This window comes from Streptomyces sp. NBC_00104, from assembly GCF_045160825.1.
Taxonomy (GTDB): domain Bacteria; phylum Actinomycetota; class Actinomycetes; order Streptomycetales; family Streptomycetaceae; genus Streptomyces.
Genome location: NZ_CP108215.1, coordinates 5592033 through 5609084, shown reverse-complemented (window position 1 = coordinate 5609084; position 17052 = coordinate 5592033). Strand labels below are relative to the sequence as shown.

Here is a 17052-nt window from a genome sequence, read left to right as displayed (position 1 = left end):
GAGAAGAGGGTGTTTCACGTGAAACCGATCGATCCGCGACTGCTGCGGTACGCCCGCGCCACCCGGCTCTTCCTGGTGGTGGTCGTCGGCCTGGGTGTCGTCGGGGCCGCGCTCGTCATCGCGCAGGCCATGCTCATCGCCGAGATCGTGGTCGGCGCCTTCCAGCACGGGATGGCGGTCGCTGAACTCCGTACTCCTCTGCTGCTCCTGGCGGCGGTCGCGCTGGGAAGGGCCCTGGTCTCCTGGCTCACCGAGTTGGCCGCTCACCGCGCGAGTGTGGCGGTGAAGTCGGAGTTGCGGGGGCGCCTGTTGGAGCGGGCCACCGCTCTGGGGCCCGGTTGGCTGAGCGGGCAGCGCACCGGTTCGCTGGTCGCCCTCGCCACCCGGGGGGCCGACGCGCTCGACGACTACTTCTCGCGCTATCTGCCGCAGCTGGGCCTGGCCGTCGTCGTGCCCGTCGCGGTGCTCGCGCGGATCGTCACCGAGGACTGGGTGTCGGCGGCGATCATCGTCGGGACGCTGCCGCTGATCCCGGTCTTCATGGTGCTCATCGGCTGGGCAACCCGGTCGCAGATGGACCGTCAGTGGCGGCTCCTGTCACAGCTGTCGGGGCATTTCCTGGATGTCGTCGCCGGGCTTCCGACGCTGAAGGTGTTCGGCCGGGCCAAGGCGCAGGCCGAGTCGATCAAGCGGATCACCGGCGAGTACCGGCAGGCGACGATGCGGACGCTGCGGATCGCCTTCCTGTCGTCCTTCGCGCTGGAGCTGCTCGCCACGATCTCGGTCGCGCTGGTCGCGGTCACCATCGGCATGCGACTCGTACACGGTGAGATGGATCTGTACATCGGGCTGGTCATCCTCGTGCTGGCCCCCGAGGCCTATCTGCCGGTCCGGCAGGTGGGCGCCCAGTTCCACGCGGCCGCCGAGGGACTCGCGGCGGCCGAGGAGATCTTCGCGGTCCTGGAGACACCGCTTCCGGCGTCCGGGACCGAGGCTGTGCCGTCCGCCGGTGCCCTCCACTTCGACGGGGTCACCGTCCGGTACCCCGGGCGCTCGTACGATGCCGTCTCGGACGTGTCCTTCACCGTGTCCCCCGGGGAGACGATGGCCCTCGTCGGACCGAGCGGTGTGGGCAAGTCGACGCTCCTGAACGTCCTGCTGGGGTTCACGGAGGCCACGGCGGGCGGGGTGCGGGTCGGAGGCACCGATCTCGCCTCGCTCGACCTGGACGAGTGGCGCTCGCACGTCGCCTGGGTGCCGCAGCGGCCGCACCTGTACGCCGGGTCGATCGCCGAGAACGTACGGCTGGCACGTCCGGACGCGGACGACGCGGCGGTACGGCGGGCGCTCACCGACGCGGGTGCGCTGGAGTTCGTGGACGCGCTGCCGGCCGGGGCCGAGACGGTCCTCGGCGAGGACGGGGCCGGTCTCTCCGCCGGACAGCGGCAACGGCTCGCCCTCGCCCGTGCGTTCCTCGCCGACCGGCCCGTGCTGCTCCTCGACGAGCCGACGGCCTCACTGGACGGGGAGACCGAGGCGGAGGTCGTGGAGGCGGTACGGCGGCTGGCGGTGGGGCGGACCGTGCTGCTGGTGGTACACCGGCCGGCTCTGCTGGGCGTGGCGGATCGGGTGGTGCGGCTGGAGGGACGGGCGGCTGAGGCGCTGTCCACCCGGGAGCCCTTGTCGGGGGAGCCCGCCGGTGCGCTCAGGCCTTCCGAGGGAGCCGAAGGGGAGGATCGGGGAGAGTCCGGCTCTTCTGGAACGGCAACGGCGGCCGGACGGGCCGTCGACGCGAGGGCAATCGAGAAGACTGCTGCTGCGCGGGTGCCCCTCGACGCGGCTGCGACTGCGGCTGGGGTTGCGACTGGGGCTGGGGCTGGGATCACGGTGCCACGCCGCGATGCATCGAACCACGCCGCCCGGCAGGGTGTACTCGGCCGTGTTCGCCACATGGCAGGCCCGCGCCGGGGCCGGCTGACCCTCGCGTTGTTGCTCGGCAGCCTCGCACTGGGGAGCGCCGTCGGGCTGATGGCGACTTCCGGCTGGCTGATCTCGCGGGCCTCGCAGCAGCCTCCGGTGCTGTACCTGATGGTCGCGGTGACGGCGACGAGGGCGTTCGGGATCGGGCGGGCCGTGTTCCGGTACGCGGAGCGGCTGGTGTCGCACGACACGGTGCTGCGGATGCTGGCCGACACGAGGGTGGCCGTCTACCGGCGGCTGGAGCGGCTGGCACCCGCCGGGCTGCGGACGACCCGGCGCGGCGATCTGCTCTCGCGGCTGGTCGCCGACGTGGACGCCCTGCAGGACTACTGGGTGCGTTGGCTGCTGCCCGCCGGGGCCGCGGTGGCCGTCTCCGCCGCTTCCGTCGGGTTCACGGCCTGGCTGCTGCCCGAGGCCGGAGCGGCTCTCGCCGTCGGGCTGCTCGCCGCCGGCGCCGGGGTCCCCCTCGTGACCGGGTCCGTGGCCCGGCGGGCGGAGCACCGGCTGGCGCCGGCCCGCGGGGTGCTGGCCACCCGCGTGGCCGATCTGCTCACCGGCACCGCCGAGTTGACGGTCGCGGGTGCCCTGCCCGCGCGTACCGCCGAGGCGCGGCGGGCGGACCACGTACTCACCCGGATCGCCTCCCGAGCCGCCACCGCCACGGCGCTCGGCGACGGACTCACCACGCTCGTCTCCGGGCTCACCGTCGCTGCCACCGCGCTTCTCGGCGCGCAGGCAGTCGTCGGCGGGCGGCTGAGCGGTGTGGCCATGGCCGTCGTCGTACTCACCCCGCTGGCCGCGTTCGAGGCGGTGCTGGGGATGCCACTGGCCGTCCAGTTCCGCCAGCGGGTCCGCAGGAGCGCGGAGCGCGTGTACGAGGTGCTGGACGCCCCCGACCCCGTACGCGAGCCGCGGGAGTCGGCCGAGGCGCCCGTGTCGCCGTTCCCGCTGCGGCTCGCAGGGATCGGCGCGCGGTACGCCGGGCAGGACCGGGACGCGCTCGCCGGGCTGGACCTCACCCTTGAACAGGGGCGCAGGATCGCCGTGGTCGGTGTCTCGGGGGCGGGCAAGACGACGCTCGCACAGGTGCTGCTGCGGTTCCTGGACGCGCGGGACGGGACGTACACGCTGGGTGGGGTGGACGCGTACGCGCTCGAGGGTGACGCCGTACGGCGGTTCGTGGGGCTGTGCGCCCAGGACGCTCACCTCTTCGACAGCACGGTGCGGGAGAACCTGCTGCTCGCCCGGAAGGACGCGGGCGAGGCGGAGTTGCGGGACGCGCTCGAGCGGGCACGGCTGCTCGACTGGGCCGACGAACTCCCCGACGGGCTGGACACCCTGATCGGTGAGCACGGGGCACGGCTGTCCGGCGGCCAGCGTCAGCGGCTCGCCCTCGCCCGTGCTTTGCTGGCCGACTTCCCGGTTCTCGTCCTCGACGAGCCCGCGGAACATCTGGACCTGCCGACGGCCGACGCGCTCACCGAGGACCTGCTGGCCGCGACCGAGGGCCGCACGACCTTGCTGATCACCCATCGGCTGGCCGGCCTCGAGGCCGTGGACGAGGTGGTCGTGCTGGCGGAGGGACGCGTCGCGCAGCGTGGGACCTATGCGGAACTGGCCCTGGTGGACGGCCCCTTGCGGACGATGGTGGAGCGGGAGGCGGCGGGAGAGCTGCTGGTCTCAGTCTGATCGATCGCGGCTTCGCCGGAGAATCTCGTCGCGGCTCTGACGGACGGTCGGCCGGGCGCCCGACCGACCGTTGCGGACGAACGGGTGGGGCGGCAGACGGTGGTGTGGCCGGAGCTTCGCTGAGTGCGGTGGCCGTCCCGGCCGACGCCGACTGCCCGCTGCCGTCGGGCCGCTGTCGTGTGGCCGACTGCTGGCACGGCCCGTCTGAGCAGGACCGCCTCGCGGACCGTCTCGTACGGCTCAAACTGGCCCGCGAGTGACCGGGCCGAACACACCTGAGCCGGGCCCCTGTTCGGCCTAGTCCCTTGGCCCGTACGGGGGCAGCGTGTCCCCCGGCCGTACGACTCGAACAGGACTGGCGCGGGGGGCCGGGCCACGATCGCATATGCGCTTCTCTCGCCGACACTCGCTGTTCGTCGTCGTGCCGCTGTGTGCAGCGGCGGTTCTCGTGGTCCGGCCGACGGCGGCCGACAGCGGCGGCGGTGGGACCCCGGGTGGGACCGGCGAGGCAGGGCTCAGCGCCCAGGTGGTGCGGTTGTTCGAGGAAGCGGCGGTGGCGACGCAGCGGTACGAGGCGGGGCGGCGGGTGGCGGAGGCGCAGAAGGTGAAGGCGGAGCGGCTGGAGAAACTGCTCGCGCGGGAACGGAAGCAGATCGGGGTGCTGAACACCGACCTGGGCCGGATCGCGCGCGCCCAGTACCGCGAGGGCGGCGGGGTGCCGTACACCGCGCAGATGCTTCTCGCGGCTGACCCGGAGCAGCTGATGCGGGGGCACCGGGCTGTCTGGCAGGCCGATCTGGCGGTCAACAACGCCGTGGCCAAGAGCCGCCGCGCGGAGGCGAGGCTCGCCGCGGACGAGGCGAAGGCCGCGACGGCGTGGCGAGCGCTGGAGGAGTGGAAGACCGGACTCTCCGAGATCAAGCAGGTGATCCAGCAGAAGCTCGAGGTGGCGCAGTGGACGCTTCAGGGGCAGGCCGACGAGGCGGTCGCGGCCGGCGCCTGCCGGGGAGCCGTCCGACTGAAGCAGCCGGCCGGCGGGCCCTCGAAGGCGTGGGTGGCGCCAGTGGGCACGTACGAACTCTCCGCGGGCTACGGCAGCGGTGGTGAGCACTGGGCCAGTCAGCACACCGGGCAGGACTTCGCGGTGCCGATCGGCACGCCGGTGCGGGCGGTCGGGGCGGGGCGTGTGGTGAAGGTGTCGTGCGGGGGAGCCTTCGGCATCGAGGTCGTCGTCGAGCACGCCGACGGTTACTGCACGCAGTACGCGCACCTCGCCGCCGTCACCGTCGACCAGGGCGAACGAGTGGCGGCGGGGCAGTGGATCGGCCAGTCGGGCACCACCGGCAACTCCACCGGACCGCACCTGCACTTCGAGGTACGGGTCACCCCGGAGCTGGGGTCGGCCGTGGATCCCGTGCCGTGGCTGCGGGAGCACGGGGTGGAGTTGTAGCCGGGCGCTCCGGCACGGGGGTGGCCGTGGGCGGAGCGGCGGTCATGGGTTCGGCGGCGGTGGTGGCGAGCTCGGCGGCGTCGCTGATGCGCCCGGTGACGGTGGTGAGCCCGGCGGTCGCGGCTACAGCCGCTCCGCCAGCAGCCGCTCGATCACGACCGCCACCCCGTCCTCGTTGTTGGCCACGGTCCGGCCGGACGCCGCCGCGAGGACGTCCGGGTGCGCGTTGCCCATGGCGTACGACTGCCCCGCCCACGTGAGCATCTCGACGTCGTTCGGCATGTCACCGAAGGCGACCACCTCCTCGTGGGAGATACCGCGCTCGGCGCAGCACAGGGCGAGGGTGCTGGCCTTGGAGACGCCCGGTCCGCTGATCTCCAGCAGGGCGCTGGGGCTGGAGCGGGTGATGGTGGCACGGTCGCCGACGGCGATACGGGCGGTGGCGAGGAAGTCGTCGGGGTCGATCGACGGGTGGTACGCGAGGATCTTCAGTACCGGCTCGTCGTCGGCCGCACCGCCCTGGGCCAGCAGCTTCTCGGCGGGCGCGAGGATGTCGGGGATCTCCATGTGGAGCTTCGGGTACTCGGGCTCCTGGTTGAAGCCGAACGTCTGCTCGACCGCGTACACCGTGCCCGGTGCCGCCTCGCGCAGCAGTCGTACGGCGTCGAGCGCGTTCTCCCGCGCCAGCTCGCGGACCTTGACGAAGCGATGGGCGCCCGGGCCGCCGTGCAGGTCGACCACGGCGGCGCCGTTCCCGCAGATCGCGAGGCCGTGGCCGTGGACGTGTTCGCTGACGACGTCCATCCAGCGGGCCGGGCGGCCGGTGACGAAGAAGACCTCGACGCCGGACGCCTCGGCGGCCGCGAGGGCGGCGACGGTGCGCGGGGAGACCGACTTGTCGTCACGGAGCAGGGTGCCGTCGAGATCCGTGGCTATCAGCCGGAGCGGGACGGTCGGGGCCGGGGTCTCGGGCTGTCTCGTCGCTGAGGTCACGGACCCCATTGTCGCGCATATGCGCGCACGGTCGTGCGGGCGCCCGCACGGGTGAGTGATTACCGCTCCGACCCGCCGACTAGCTGCGTTGTTACGACCGACCGCGCTCGCGCTCCTACGAGCCGCCGTGTGCACCCCGGTCGGGACTGCTCCGGGAAGCGCTCACGCCAGCTGGGCCAATGCCTCCATGGCGATCCGCTCGAAGACCTTCTCGTCCGCGGCGAAGTCCGAGTCCGGGATCGGCCAGTGGACCACGAGGTCGGTGAAGCCCAGCTCGGCGTGGCGGCCCGCGAAGTCCACGAACGCGTCCAGCGACTCCAGCGGCCGGCCGCGGTCCGGGGTGAAACCGGTGAGGAGGATCTTGTCGAGCCGGGCCGCGTCGTGGCCGAGCGCGGCGGCCGTGTCGGCCAGCCTCTCGACCTGCCCACGCATGGCTTGAACCGACTGCTCGGGGGTGCCCGTCTCGAACAGCTTGGGGTCCCCGGTGGTCACCCACGCCTGCCCGTACCGTGCGGCCAGCCGCATCCCGCGCGGCCCGGTGGCGGCGACCGCGAAGGGCAGCCGGGGACGCTGGACGCAGCCGGGGATGTTGCGTGCCTCATGGGCCGAGTAGTAGTCGCCCTCGTACGAGACGGAGTCCTCGGTGAGGAGCCGGTCGAGCAGGGGGACGAACTCGGCGAGACGGTCGGCGCGCTCGCGCGGCGTCCACGGTTCCTGGCCGAGCGCGGTGGCGTCGAAGCCGGTGCCGCCCGCGCCGACGCCGAGGGTGATCCGGCCGCCGGAGATGTCGTCGAGGGAGATCAGTTCCTTGGCGAGGGTCACCGGGTGCCGGAAGTTCGGCGAGGTCACGAGAGTGCCGAGGCGCAGATGGTCGGTGACGGCGGCTGCGGCGGTCAGGGTCGGCACGGCGCCGAACCACGGCCCGTCCCGAAAGGTCCGCCACGACAGGTGGTCGTACGTGAACGCGGTGTGGAACCCGAGCTGCTTGGCGCGCTGCCACGTGTCACGGCCGCCCTCGTGCCAGCGGAGGTACGGCAGGATCACGGTGCTCAGACGCAGACTCATACATGGAGCGTAAGGGCAGTCGTGGGGTGGTCCCGCTCAGTGCGACGCGGGGAACCGCAGGTACTGAGGCGGAACCGCCTCGGTCAGCCACACCCCGTTGTCGCTGACGCGGAAGACGTGGCCGTCGCGGTGCATGGCACCCGCGTCCACGGAGAGCACGACGGGACGGCCGCGGCGGGCGCCGACGCGGGTGGCGGTCTCGCGGTCGGGTGAGAGGTGCACGTCATGCCGGTTCATGGCGCGCAGGCCCTCGGCCCTGATCGCGCCCAGATAGGCCGCCACGGTCCCGTGATAGAGGTACGCCGGCGGCGTCGCCGGGGCCAGGCCGAGGTCGACCTCGACGGTGTGGCCCTGGTTGGCGCGGATCCGGTCGCCCTCGACGGCGAAGCGCTGCTTGTCGTTGGCGTCGACCACGTGGTCGAGTTCCGCCCTGGTGAAGTGGAAGTTGTGGGCGGCGGCCGCCTCGATGAGCGTGTCGATCCCGACCCAGCCGCCCTCGTCGAGCGTGAGCCCGATCCGCTCCGGCTGGTGTCGCAGGTGTTTCGAGAGGTACTTCGACACTCTCACGGTACGTCGTTCGTTCATCCCACCAGCGTGCCTGGAGAGACCTGCGTCACGCACGTGATTTTGATCCGGATGTTTGATCCACAGCCAAGTGGAGTTATCCACAGGTGAATTGAAGATTCTGTGGACAACTACCTTTCTGATTCAGGGTGGTTCGTGAACTTTGTTGGTTTCGCGCATATTTGCAGTGAGTGAGTCCAAGGTGCGGGACTGTACCTCCCGTTCGGCTGCCGCCGCGATGAAGGCCGATACCTGCTCGGGGCCAACCAGCCTTTCGACCGCTCGCATTGTCGACGCCGGGATCCGTACGGAACACGACTCCTCCGCAGATGTGGCGGCGGGGACGGAGCCGAGATGGCGGCGCAGCTGACGCGTGGCGAACAGTCGCATGGCGCGCGCGAGTTCGGCGTCCACCGTCTGCTGTGCCAGCGGTCGCAGACGTCGTACGAGCGTCGCCGCCTCGACCGTGTCGGCCTCGGTCGGTGGCTGGTGCTGCCCGATATAGCGAGCGAACACATGCTCGGTGGTGAACTCCAGGAAACGGGTGGCGATGTGCTCGACCTGTCCCCTCAACTCCCTTAGATGACCGGCGATCGCGGACAGGGGCACCCCGGCCTCATGCAACTCGGCTGCCACGGCCAGCTCTTGTGGGCTGGGCACGAGGAACAGGTCCGCCTCGCCGGGCACCGGCTCCAGCACGCCCAGCTCGACCGCGTCCGCCACCGCCGCCTCGTCCGGAGCGCCGCCGAATCGCTCGATCAGCTCGGCCCGCGAGATCCGTACGGCCTCCTCGTCGGTCCACGGCCCCTCGACCTCCGCGGCCAGGCCGAGCACTCCGCCGAGGCCGCGGCCCGTGTCCCAGGCCTCCAGGAGCTCCTTGATGGAGGCCAGGGTGTAGCCGCGGTCGAGGAGGCCGGCGATCTGACGCAGTCTGGTCAGATGCATGTTCGAATACACGTTCGCCCGGCCGCGTCGCTCGGGACGGGGGAGCAGTCCGCGGTCCTGGTAGGCGCGGATCGTCCGGACCGTGGCGCCGCTTTGGTGCGCCAGATCCTCGATGCGATACGCGGCCCCGGCCGGTTCGTGGTTCACGGTCCTCGTGCCTCCTTCTGTCACCCGTGCTGCCGTGCTGCCCTGGGCGGCTACGCCACCGCCGGCGCGATCGCGCCCGCGCCGAGTTCCTTCCGCGTGGGCGACGGGCCTTTGTGCGCGGCGCGGTTGTGCGCGGCGAGCGAGCAGCCGGGCGTCCGGCGAGCTCAGGGCCCTGCCATCGGAGAGAGACGGCGCCTCCGCGTCCGCAGGCGTGGCGCCGGGGACGCGGCGACCGCCGTGCCCGTGATCCGTCGGACGTACGAGGGCTGCACGCTGCCTCGCGAAGGCTGGAACCGAGCGGCGGCACTGCTCCCGTCCGAGGTCCGGCTCCGAGCGGACGAAGCCCTTCGCAGCCCATTGACGGCAGGGGGGTGGCGCTGGGTTCGTCGGGGAACCGGTGCGGCCGGGTCTTCTCCCAGTCGAAGGGGAGACTGCGTGGGGCCATCACGTGTTGCCCGTTCTCGTGCTGGGCGTCCCGGGGGCTCACAGCGGCGGGTCAAGTCGGGCGAGCCGGCGCAGCACTCGCGGGGCGAACCGGGACATGAAGCGGCCGCCGTGGGCCTCCGGTGTGACGGGCACGACTGCCTGGTTCCGGACGACCGCGCGCAGGACGGCTTCCGCGACCTTCTCCGGCGGGTAGTTCCGCAGTCCGTACAGCCGCGTCGTCTTCTGCTGTCTCCGCTTCTCCTCCGCGGCATCGACGCCGGCGAAGCGGGCGGTCGAGGTGATGTTGGTGTTGACGATGCCGGGGCAGATCGCCGACACCCCGATGCCCTGCCCGGCCAGCTCGGCGCGAAGACACTCGCTCAGCATCAGGACCGCCGCCTTGGAGGTGCTGTACGCGGGCAGCGACCTGGAGGGCAGATACGCGGCGGCCGAGGCGGTGTTGACGATGTGTCCGCCCTGGCCGCGCTCGGCCATCTGCCTGCCGAAGAGCCGGCAGCCGTGGATCACGCCCCAAAGGTTGACGTCCAGGACCTTCCGCCAGTCCTCGGGGGTGGTGTCGAGGAAGGACCCGGAGAGTCCGATCCCGGCGTTGTTCACCAGCACGTCGACCACGCCGTACTCGGTGGCGACCCTCTCGGCGAGCTTCTCCATCGCCCGCTCGTCGGAGACGTCGACCGTCTCGGCCCAGGCTTCGGGCGCGCCGATCAGCCGCGACAGCTCCGCGGTGCGGGCCGCTCCTTCGGTGTCCAGGTCGACGGCGACGACGCGTGCCCCGGCCTCGGCGAACGCGAAGGCCGTGGCCCGGCCGATGCCACTGGCCGCGCCGGTGACCAGGACCAACTGCCCGCCGAAGCGGTCCGTGTACGTCCCGGTGGCTTCCGGTGCGGGGCGTCCGCCCTCGGCCGCCGTGACGAACGCGGTGATCCAGGCGGTCAGTTGATCGGGCCTCGTGCGCGGGATCCAGTGCTTGGCGGGCAGGGTGCGACGGGTGAGCCGGGGAGCCCACGACTCCAGGTCGTCGTAGAGCTGCTCGGAGAGGAACTGGTCACCCAGGGGCGTGATGAGCTGCACGGGCGCGTGGGCGTACGCGTCGTCACGGGGGCGGGCCAGACGAGCTCGCATGTTGTCCCGGTACAGCCATACCCCGTGCGCCGCGTCCGTGGGCAGCGACGGGCTGGGATAGCCGCTCCGGGGCAGCTTCTCGGCCCGCCGGACCAGGCCGGGCCACTGCTTGCCGAGGGGGCCGCGCCAGGCGAGCTCGGGCAACACGGGTGTGTGCAGCGCGTAGATGTACCAGGCCTTGGCGCCCTGGCCGAGGAGTTGAGCAAGCCGGCGCGGGGTCGGGCGCCTCACCCGCTGCTTGATCCAGTGCCCCAAGTGGTCGAGGGAAGGCCCCGACATCGAGGTGAAGGACGCGATGCGCCCCGCGGTGCGCTCGACCGTCACGAACTCCCAGCCCTGCACCGAACCCCAGTCGTGTCCCACCAGGTGCACGGGGCGGTCGGGGCTGACCGCGTCCACGACCGCGAGGAAGTCGTCCGTCAGCTTTTCCAGCGTGAAACCGCCGCGCAACGGCTTCGGCGCCGTCGACCCGCCGTGGCCGCGCACGTCGTACAGCACCACGTGGAAGCGCTCCGCGAGCCGTACGGCGACCTCGGACCAGACCTCCTTGGAGTCGGGGTAGCCGTGCACCAGCAGCACGGTCGGCTGTTCGGGGTCGCCCAGCTCGGCGACGCACAACTCGACTCCGTCCGCACGCACCCGGCGCTCCCGCGCGCCTTCGAGCGTCACCGCATCCGTCATGTCTCCCCCTTCGGTCATCGGCACTTCTCCTCCGCCCACCGCCGGACGTGCGGCAGGTCGTCGTCCAGCCAGAACGCGCTCTCCTCGGCGTCTGCGGAGTCGGTGACGACGAGGATCTCCTCGAACTTCGCGCCCGTGCCCCGGAAGCCGAGATGGGGCTCGACCGCCCACAGCCCCGGCCGCGGCGGGTGGTCGGAGAACCGGTACGGAGACCACAGCGGCGACCACCCGTCGCGGTGCCCGCGCAGCGCGTCCGCGGCGAGGCCCTTCAACGACTGTGTGCCGAACCCGAACACATGCGGTGACCAGCGGCGTTGCTTCACACGGTCCACCTTGTGCGCGATGACACCGAAGGGATAGGCGCGATGCCGGTTGGCATAACCCTGGCGGACCATGAGCCGGTCCACGTCCTCGTAGATCTCGCGCAGCGACCGGCGCTCACGCACCTCGGACAGGATCAGCTCGCGGTGCGCTCGAAGATCCGCCATCAGCTTGTCGTGGAGGGGACTCGGCCCGATGCAGCCCGAGTAGCCGATGTCCGCCGTGTAGCCCTTGTATATGGGGGCCATGTCGAGGATGAAGGGCATGCCCGCTTCGAGACGGCGGTCGGTGGGGAAGAACTGCAGCGGTACGCGGAAGTTCACGAACGCCGTGCGGTCGCCGAACCAGGCGAACGGCAGGTGGAACCAGTCCCGCACGCCACGCTCGCGCAGCCAGCGGCGCTGCATCCGTGCCGCCTCCCGCTCGGTCACGCCCGGCCTCAGCTGGGCCGCGACCGCTTCCGCGCAGTCGTACGCGAGGGTCTGCACCTGCCTGAACCCTCGCAGCTCCGTGGTGAGTCCGCTTGTCAGTGCCGAGGTCATGTCACTGCCCCACCCGTCTCCATCGACTACAGTCCGTGTTCGCAAGGTGACATCAATGAATGTGACAGTGATTGGCGGCTGCGTCAATGGGGGTACGCGAGGGCTGTGGACAACCGGTGGACACGAAGACAGGCGTGAACGTGGGCACGAAACGGCGAGGCCGCTCGTTCCCTCCCATGACGGCCACCGCCGCGCGTTCCGACTCCGTCGGGTCGTTCGACCTCAGGGTGACCCCTAGGGGGACCGGCGGTGGATGTCCCCTACGGACCCCTACGACTCGAGAGTGACGTCGAGACAGCTCTGCGGGGTGATGACCGTGGCGGCCCCCGCCCCTAATGTCTAAATCGTGACTGTGATCGCGACCGAAAGCCTGAGCAAGCGGTTCCCGAGGGTGACCGCTCTTGACCGGCTCTCCGTGGACATCGGACCCGGTGTGACGGGACTCGTCGGTGCCAATGGCGCCGGCAAGTCCACACTGATCAAAATCCTGCTGGGTCTGTCCCCCGCCTCGGAGGGCCGTGCCGAGGTGCTCGGCCTCGACGTCGCCACCAAGGGCGGCGCCATCCGCGAGCGCGTGGGGTACATGCCGGAGCACGACTGCCTGCCGCCCGACGTCTCGGCCACCGAGTTCGTCGTGCACATGGCCCGCATGTCCGGACTCCCCCCGACCGCCGCGCGAGAACGCACGGCGGACACCCTGCGCCACGTCGGCCTGTACGAGGAGCGGTACCGCCCCATAGGCGGCTACTCCACGGGCATGAAACAGCGGGTGAAGCTCGCCCAGGCCCTGGTGCACGACCCGCAGCTGGTGCTCCTGGACGAGCCGACGAACGGCCTGGACCCGGTCGGCCGGGACGAGATGCTCGGCCTCATCCGCCGCATCCACACCGACTTCGGCATCTCGGTCCTCGTCACCTCACATCTGCTCGGCGAGCTCGAGCGCACCTGCGACCACGTCGTCGTGGTCGACGGCGGCAAGCTTCTGCGGTCCAGCTCCACCAAGGACTTCACCCAGAGCACGGCGATCCTCGCGATCGAGGTAACCGACAGCGACGAGCACCCCGACGGCACCAGCGCGCTGCGCGAAGCGCTCAACGCACGCGGGGTGACCGTCTCCGACGGCAGCGGGCTCCCGGGCGCCGGACACATCCTGTTGCTCACCGCCCAGGGGGAAGAGACCTACGACCTGGTCCGCGATGTCGTCGCCGACCTGGGCCTCGGTCTGGTCCGCATGGAGCAGCGCAGGCACCAGATCGCCGAGGTCTTCCAGGACCACGACGAGCAGACGGGCACCCGGAGCGCCCAGGACGCAGGAAAGGAGGCGGTCGGCCATGGCGGTTGAGCAGCACGGTGCACAGGCACCGGCCCTCGCCGGTGGACAGCCCGCCCGCACGGGCGAGCAGAGCCGTATCCACAACATCGGATACCGCTCCTACGACGGCCCTCGCCTCGGCCGCGCCTACGCCCGCCGCTCGCTGTACTCGCAGTCCCTGCGCGGCGCGTACGGACTGGGCCGCTCGGCCAAGTCCAAGGTGCTGCCCATGCTGCTGTTCGCGGTGATGTGCGTGCCGGCGGCCATCATGGTGGCGGTATCGGTCGCCACCCAGGCCAACGACCTGCCCATCAAGTACACCGACTACGCGGTCATCATGCAGGCCGTCATCGGCCTGTACGTCGCCTCCCAGGCGCCGCAGTCCGTCTCGCGCGACCTGCGTTTCAAGACCGTCCCGCTGTACTTCTCGCGCCCGATCGAGACCGCCGACTACGTCCGCGCCAAGTTCGCGGCGCTGACCTCGGCGCTGTTCATTCTCACCGCGGTGCCCCTGCTCGTGCTCTATGTGGGCGCGTTGCTGGCCAAGCTCGACTTCACCGACCAGACCAAGGGATTGGCACAGGGACTGGTGTCCGTGGCGCTGCTGTCGCTCCTCTTCGCCGGCATCGGCCTGGTGATCTCGGCGGTCACCCCGCGCCGCGGCTTCGGTATCGCGGCCGTCATCGCCGTCCTCACCATCTCGTACGGGGCCGTGTCCGTCGTCCAGGCCATCGCCGACGTGCAGTCCAGCACCGAGGCTGTCCCCTGGCTCGGCCTCTTCTCGCCCATCACTCTGATAGACGGCGTACAGACCGCCTTCCTGGGCGCCACCTCCGCCTTCCCCGGCGGACACGGCCCCTCCAACGGGCAGGGAGTCCTCTATCTCCTCGTCGTCCTGGGTCTCGTCGTCGGCTCCTACGGCCTGCTGATGCGCCGCTACCGAAAGGTCGGGCTGTGACCACGCTCAACATCGACCACGTCTCACGCTGGTTCGGCAACGTGGTGGCGGTCAACGACGTCACGATGACGATCGGCCCCGGTGTCACCGGCCTGCTCGGCCCGAACGGCGCCGGCAAGTCCACCCTCATCAACATGATGGGCGGCTTCCTCGCCCCCTCCACGGGCTCCGTCACCCTCGACGGCACGCCGGTGTGGCGCAACGAGCAGATCTACAAGCACATCGGCATCGTCCCCGAGCGCGAGGCGATGTACGACTTCCTCACGGGCCGCGAATTCGTCGTCGCCAACGCCGAGTTGCACGGTCTCGGGGCGAAGGCCGCCCAGCGGGCGCTCGCCACGGTGGAGATGGAATACGCGCAGGACCGCAAGATCTCGACCTACTCCAAGGGCATGCGCCAGCGCGTGAAGATGGCGTCCGCGCTGGTCCACGAACCGTCCCTGCTTCTGCTGGACGAGCCGTTCAACGGTATGGACCCGCGCCAGCGCATGCAGCTCATGGACCTGCTGCGGCGCATGGGCGACGAGGGCCGCACGGTGCTCTTCTCGTCCCACATCCTCGAAGAGGTCGAGCAGTTGGCGTCCCACATCGAGGTGATCGTCGCCGGACGGCACGCGGCCAGCGGTGACTTCCGGCGCATCCGCCGCCTCATGACCGACCGCCCGCACCGCTATCTGGTGCGTTCCAGTGACGACCGGGCCCTGGCCGCCGCGCTGATCGCCGACCCGTCGACGGCCGGGATCGAAGTGGATACGGCCGAGGGCGCGTTGCGCATCCAGGCCGTCGACTTCGGCCGGTTCACGACGCTGTTGCCGAGGGTGGCCCGGGACCACGGAATTCGTCTGCTCACGGTCTCGCCGTCGGACGAGTCCCTCGAGTCCGTCTTCTCGTATCTCGTCGCGGCGTAGGAGGCCGAACATGTACGACCCCACAGTCGCCCGGCTCACCTACCGGGCCCTGCTCGGCCGCCGTCGGGCCCTCATTCTCAGCGCGCTGCCTGCCCTGTTGATCGTGCTCTCCGTGGCCGTGCGTGGCCTGAGCGGCGCCGACGACCAGGTGGCCGCGGACCTCCTCGGCGGATTCGCGCTCGCCACGATGGTGCCGATCATCGGCGTCATCGCGGGAACGGGCGCGATCGGGCCGGAGATCGACGACGGCTCGGTGGTGTATCTGCTGGCCAAGCCGGTGAAGCGGCCGACGATCATCTTCACCAAGCTGATCGTGGCGATCGCGGTGACGATGGCGTTCTCGGCCATACCGACACTGCTCGCCGGCCTGATCCTGAACGGCAACGGACAGCAGATCGCGGTCGCGTACACGGTGGCGGCGCTGGTCGCCTCGATCGCGTACGCGGCGATGTTCCTGCTCCTCGGGACGGTCACCCGGCACGCGGTCGTCTTCGGGCTCGTGTACGCGCTCGTCTGGGAGACCCTCTTCGGGTCCCTGGTGGACGGGGCGCGCACGCTCAGCGTCCAGCAGTGGGCGCTCGCCGTCGCCCAAAAGGTCACCGACGGGGGCCTGGTGACCTCGGACGTGGGGCTGCCGACCGCGGTGGTTCTGTTGACGGTGGTCACAGCGGGCGCGACCTGGTACGCCGGGCAGAAGCTGCGGACGCTGAAGCTGGCCGGCGAGGAGTGACGGACCCTCCGGGGCGCTCGGCCCCGGAGGCTCGCCCTCTCTTGATCTTGACCGGGGCTTCACACACGTCCAGGCACACTGGGCAACGCGGAATCGAAGGGGCATACACGGCCAGGAAGGGCGGCCAGGAGACAGGAGGAGCGGGGATGCCGGCGGAGTTGTCGCCCGACGGAGGCGAGACGCAGGGCGCGGTGACCGACAGCACGGTTGGGGACGGAGCAGGCGCTGGGGCTGGACCGGGCGCCGAGGGCGGATCCGGACCGGTGCCGGGATCCGGAGCCGGGAACACGGGCGAGGATGTCTGGGACGACCTCGTTCTGGACGAGGACTTCATACGGTCCGCTGAGACGGACGAACCTTCGGCGCGGGCCCGGATGCTCGCCGCGCGTTGGCGGCAGCAGGCCCCCGACCCCCAGCCTTGGCGCTCGGACGAGCCGCCCGCCGGGTGGTTCTTCAGCAAGGCGCGACGCCGCAAGTGGCGCCGCCGGTGACCGTCCCGCGCGCCGGAGGTCCAGGCGACGGATATTCGGTGGCGGGCAACTCGGCTGCGGGGCACAGTGGTTGATGTCCAGGTCGCCGGGTCGAGCCGGCGCCATGTTCTGGGAGAGGAGCCCGGCCATGCTGTCCTTCAGGCGCAGTACGTCGAGTTCCCGACAGGGCAGCCCACGGCGGGCTCCGGAGTAGTTACCCCTCCGTCGAGTCCGTCCCTCCCCCAGCGGGGAGCTGCCCGGGGCGGCCGCTTCGAGCGCGCGAATCGCTTCGCGTGGGCCGCCCACCCGGAGGATTGGCCGAGTGGTAAGGCACCGGCTTGCTAAGCCGTGGTCGGGTTTTGCCCGCGCACGTTCGATTCGTGCATCCTCCGCCGTTTCGCTGTCGCTGTGACTTGGCCGGGCTTTTGGGTTGGGGGTTCGTGTAGAGAGGTTCACGGGGCTGTGTTGGGCCTCGGGGGCTTTTTTGAGGGTGCCGGGCGGTCTGCTGGGCGGGGTGGGCTTGGTTTACCGGCGCTTGCAGGGTGCCGCTGCGCCCACCCGTGCCGCGCCCCTTGCGGCACGACTGCCCGCAGCTACGACGGCCGGGTGGACACCCGTTCCTCGCGGTAGGACTTGCCCGCAGTCGGGAGGGCCGGCAGCGGGCAGTTGGGAGGGCGGCGGCAGCGGTGGTGGGCGTCGGCCGACCGTGACTGCCCCAGCTGTGATCA

The 17052-nt window shown here is 71.0% G+C and carries 14 protein-coding genes and 1 tRNA gene; 9 read left to right on the top strand and 6 right to left on the bottom strand.

Features of this window, described 5'->3' with window-relative positions:
* The first annotated feature begins 18 nt into the window (after positions 1-18).
* The 3 genes from cydD (at position 19) to OG272_RS24695 (ending at position 5119) form a co-directional block, all read left to right on the top strand.
* Positions 19-3669, top strand: a complete 3651-nt coding sequence (cydD, locus tag OG272_RS24705; protein ID WP_405894874.1) for a thiol reductant ABC exporter subunit CydD — start codon at positions 19-21, stop codon at positions 3667-3669.
* 104 nt (positions 3670-3773) lie between these two features.
* Positions 3774-3929 (top strand): hypothetical protein, encoded by a 156-nt coding sequence (locus tag OG272_RS24700; RefSeq protein WP_327728817.1) that lies wholly within the window; start codon positions 3774-3776, stop codon positions 3927-3929.
* 125 nt (positions 3930-4054) lie between these two features.
* Entirely contained in the window at positions 4055-5119 is a 1065-nt protein-coding gene (locus OG272_RS24695; RefSeq protein WP_327728818.1) for a M23 family metallopeptidase, read from the top strand.
* Positions 5120-5242: 123 nt separating this feature from the next.
* Here OG272_RS24695 and OG272_RS24690 read toward each other — a convergent pair whose 3' ends face one another.
* From OG272_RS24690 to OG272_RS24665, 6 genes are all read right to left on the bottom strand, one after another.
* Entirely contained in the window at positions 5243-6112 is an 870-nt protein-coding gene (locus OG272_RS24690; RefSeq protein WP_405894872.1) for a Cof-type HAD-IIB family hydrolase, read from the bottom strand.
* A 162-nt stretch (positions 6113-6274) separates the two neighbouring features.
* Positions 6275-7177, bottom strand: coding sequence for an LLM class flavin-dependent oxidoreductase (locus OG272_RS24685; RefSeq protein ID WP_405894871.1), 903 nt, complete (start codon positions 7175-7177; stop codon positions 6275-6277).
* 36 nt (positions 7178-7213) lie between these two features.
* Positions 7214-7762 (bottom strand): RNA 2'-phosphotransferase, encoded by a 549-nt coding sequence (locus tag OG272_RS24680; RefSeq protein WP_405894869.1) that lies wholly within the window; start codon positions 7760-7762, stop codon positions 7214-7216.
* A 123-nt stretch (positions 7763-7885) separates the two neighbouring features.
* On the bottom strand, positions 7886-8833 hold the full coding sequence (locus OG272_RS24675) for a MerR family transcriptional regulator (RefSeq protein WP_405894867.1): 948 nt from the start codon (positions 8831-8833) through the stop codon (positions 7886-7888).
* A 483-nt stretch (positions 8834-9316) separates the two neighbouring features.
* On the bottom strand, positions 9317-11101 hold the full coding sequence (locus OG272_RS24670) for an SDR family oxidoreductase (protein ID WP_327728823.1): 1785 nt from the start codon (positions 11099-11101) through the stop codon (positions 9317-9319).
* Positions 11098-11946 (bottom strand): M24 family metallopeptidase, encoded by an 849-nt coding sequence (locus tag OG272_RS24665; protein WP_327728824.1) that lies wholly within the window; start codon positions 11944-11946, stop codon positions 11098-11100. Before OG272_RS24665 ends, OG272_RS24670 begins: the two co-directional genes overlap by 4 nt.
* Before the next feature lie 352 nt (positions 11947-12298).
* On the opposite strand from OG272_RS24665, the gene OG272_RS24660 reads away from it, so the two are divergent.
* The 6 genes from OG272_RS24660 to OG272_RS24635 all read left to right on the top strand — a co-directional run bounded on the left by OG272_RS24660 (position 12299) and on the right by OG272_RS24635 (position 16716).
* A complete protein-coding gene (locus OG272_RS24660; RefSeq protein WP_326585729.1) occupies positions 12299-13288 on the top strand; it encodes an ABC transporter ATP-binding protein in 990 nt (329 codons plus the stop codon).
* A complete protein-coding gene (locus OG272_RS24655; protein WP_327728825.1) occupies positions 13278-14216 on the top strand; it encodes an ABC transporter permease subunit in 939 nt (312 codons plus the stop codon). Before OG272_RS24660 ends, OG272_RS24655 begins: the two co-directional genes overlap by 11 nt.
* Complete coding sequence (locus tag OG272_RS24650; protein ID WP_326580936.1) at positions 14213-15124, top strand: ABC transporter ATP-binding protein; 912 nt, start codon at positions 14213-14215, stop codon at positions 15122-15124. Before OG272_RS24655 ends, OG272_RS24650 begins: the two co-directional genes overlap by 4 nt.
* Before the next feature lie 10 nt (positions 15125-15134).
* Positions 15135-15854 (top strand): ABC transporter permease, encoded by a 720-nt coding sequence (locus OG272_RS24645; protein WP_327728826.1) that lies wholly within the window; start codon positions 15135-15137, stop codon positions 15852-15854.
* Between the two features lie 191 nt (positions 15855-16045).
* A complete protein-coding gene (locus OG272_RS24640; RefSeq protein WP_405896072.1) occupies positions 16046-16345 on the top strand; it encodes a hypothetical protein in 300 nt (99 codons plus the stop codon).
* A gap of 287 nt (positions 16346-16632) precedes the next feature.
* Positions 16633-16716, top strand: a tRNA-Ser gene (locus OG272_RS24635).
* Positions 16717-17052: the final 336 nt, after the last annotated feature.

What these genes read in the sequence shown, in the direction of transcription:
- OG272_RS24695 (WP_327728818.1), top strand. Translation starts at nt 4,055, where the DNA reads ATGCGCTTCTCTCGCCGACACTCGCTGTTCGTCGTCGTGCCGCTGTGT.
- OG272_RS24685 (WP_405894871.1), bottom strand. Translation starts at nt 7,177, where the DNA reads ATGAGTCTGCGTCTGAGCACCGTGATCCTGCCGTACCTCCGCTGGCAC.
- OG272_RS24680 (WP_405894869.1), bottom strand. Translation starts at nt 7,762, where the DNA reads ATGAACGAACGACGTACCGTGAGAGTGTCGAAGTACCTCTCGAAACAC.
- OG272_RS24670 (WP_327728823.1), bottom strand. Translation starts at nt 11,101, where the DNA reads ATGACCGAAGGGGGAGACATGACGGATGCGGTGACGCTCGAAGGCGCG.
- OG272_RS24665 (WP_327728824.1), bottom strand. Translation starts at nt 11,946, where the DNA reads ATGACCTCGGCACTGACAAGCGGACTCACCACGGAGCTGCGAGGGTTC.
- OG272_RS24655 (WP_327728825.1), top strand. Translation starts at nt 13,278, where the DNA reads ATGGCGGTTGAGCAGCACGGTGCACAGGCACCGGCCCTCGCCGGTGGA.
- OG272_RS24645 (WP_327728826.1), top strand. Translation starts at nt 15,135, where the DNA reads ATGTACGACCCCACAGTCGCCCGGCTCACCTACCGGGCCCTGCTCGGC.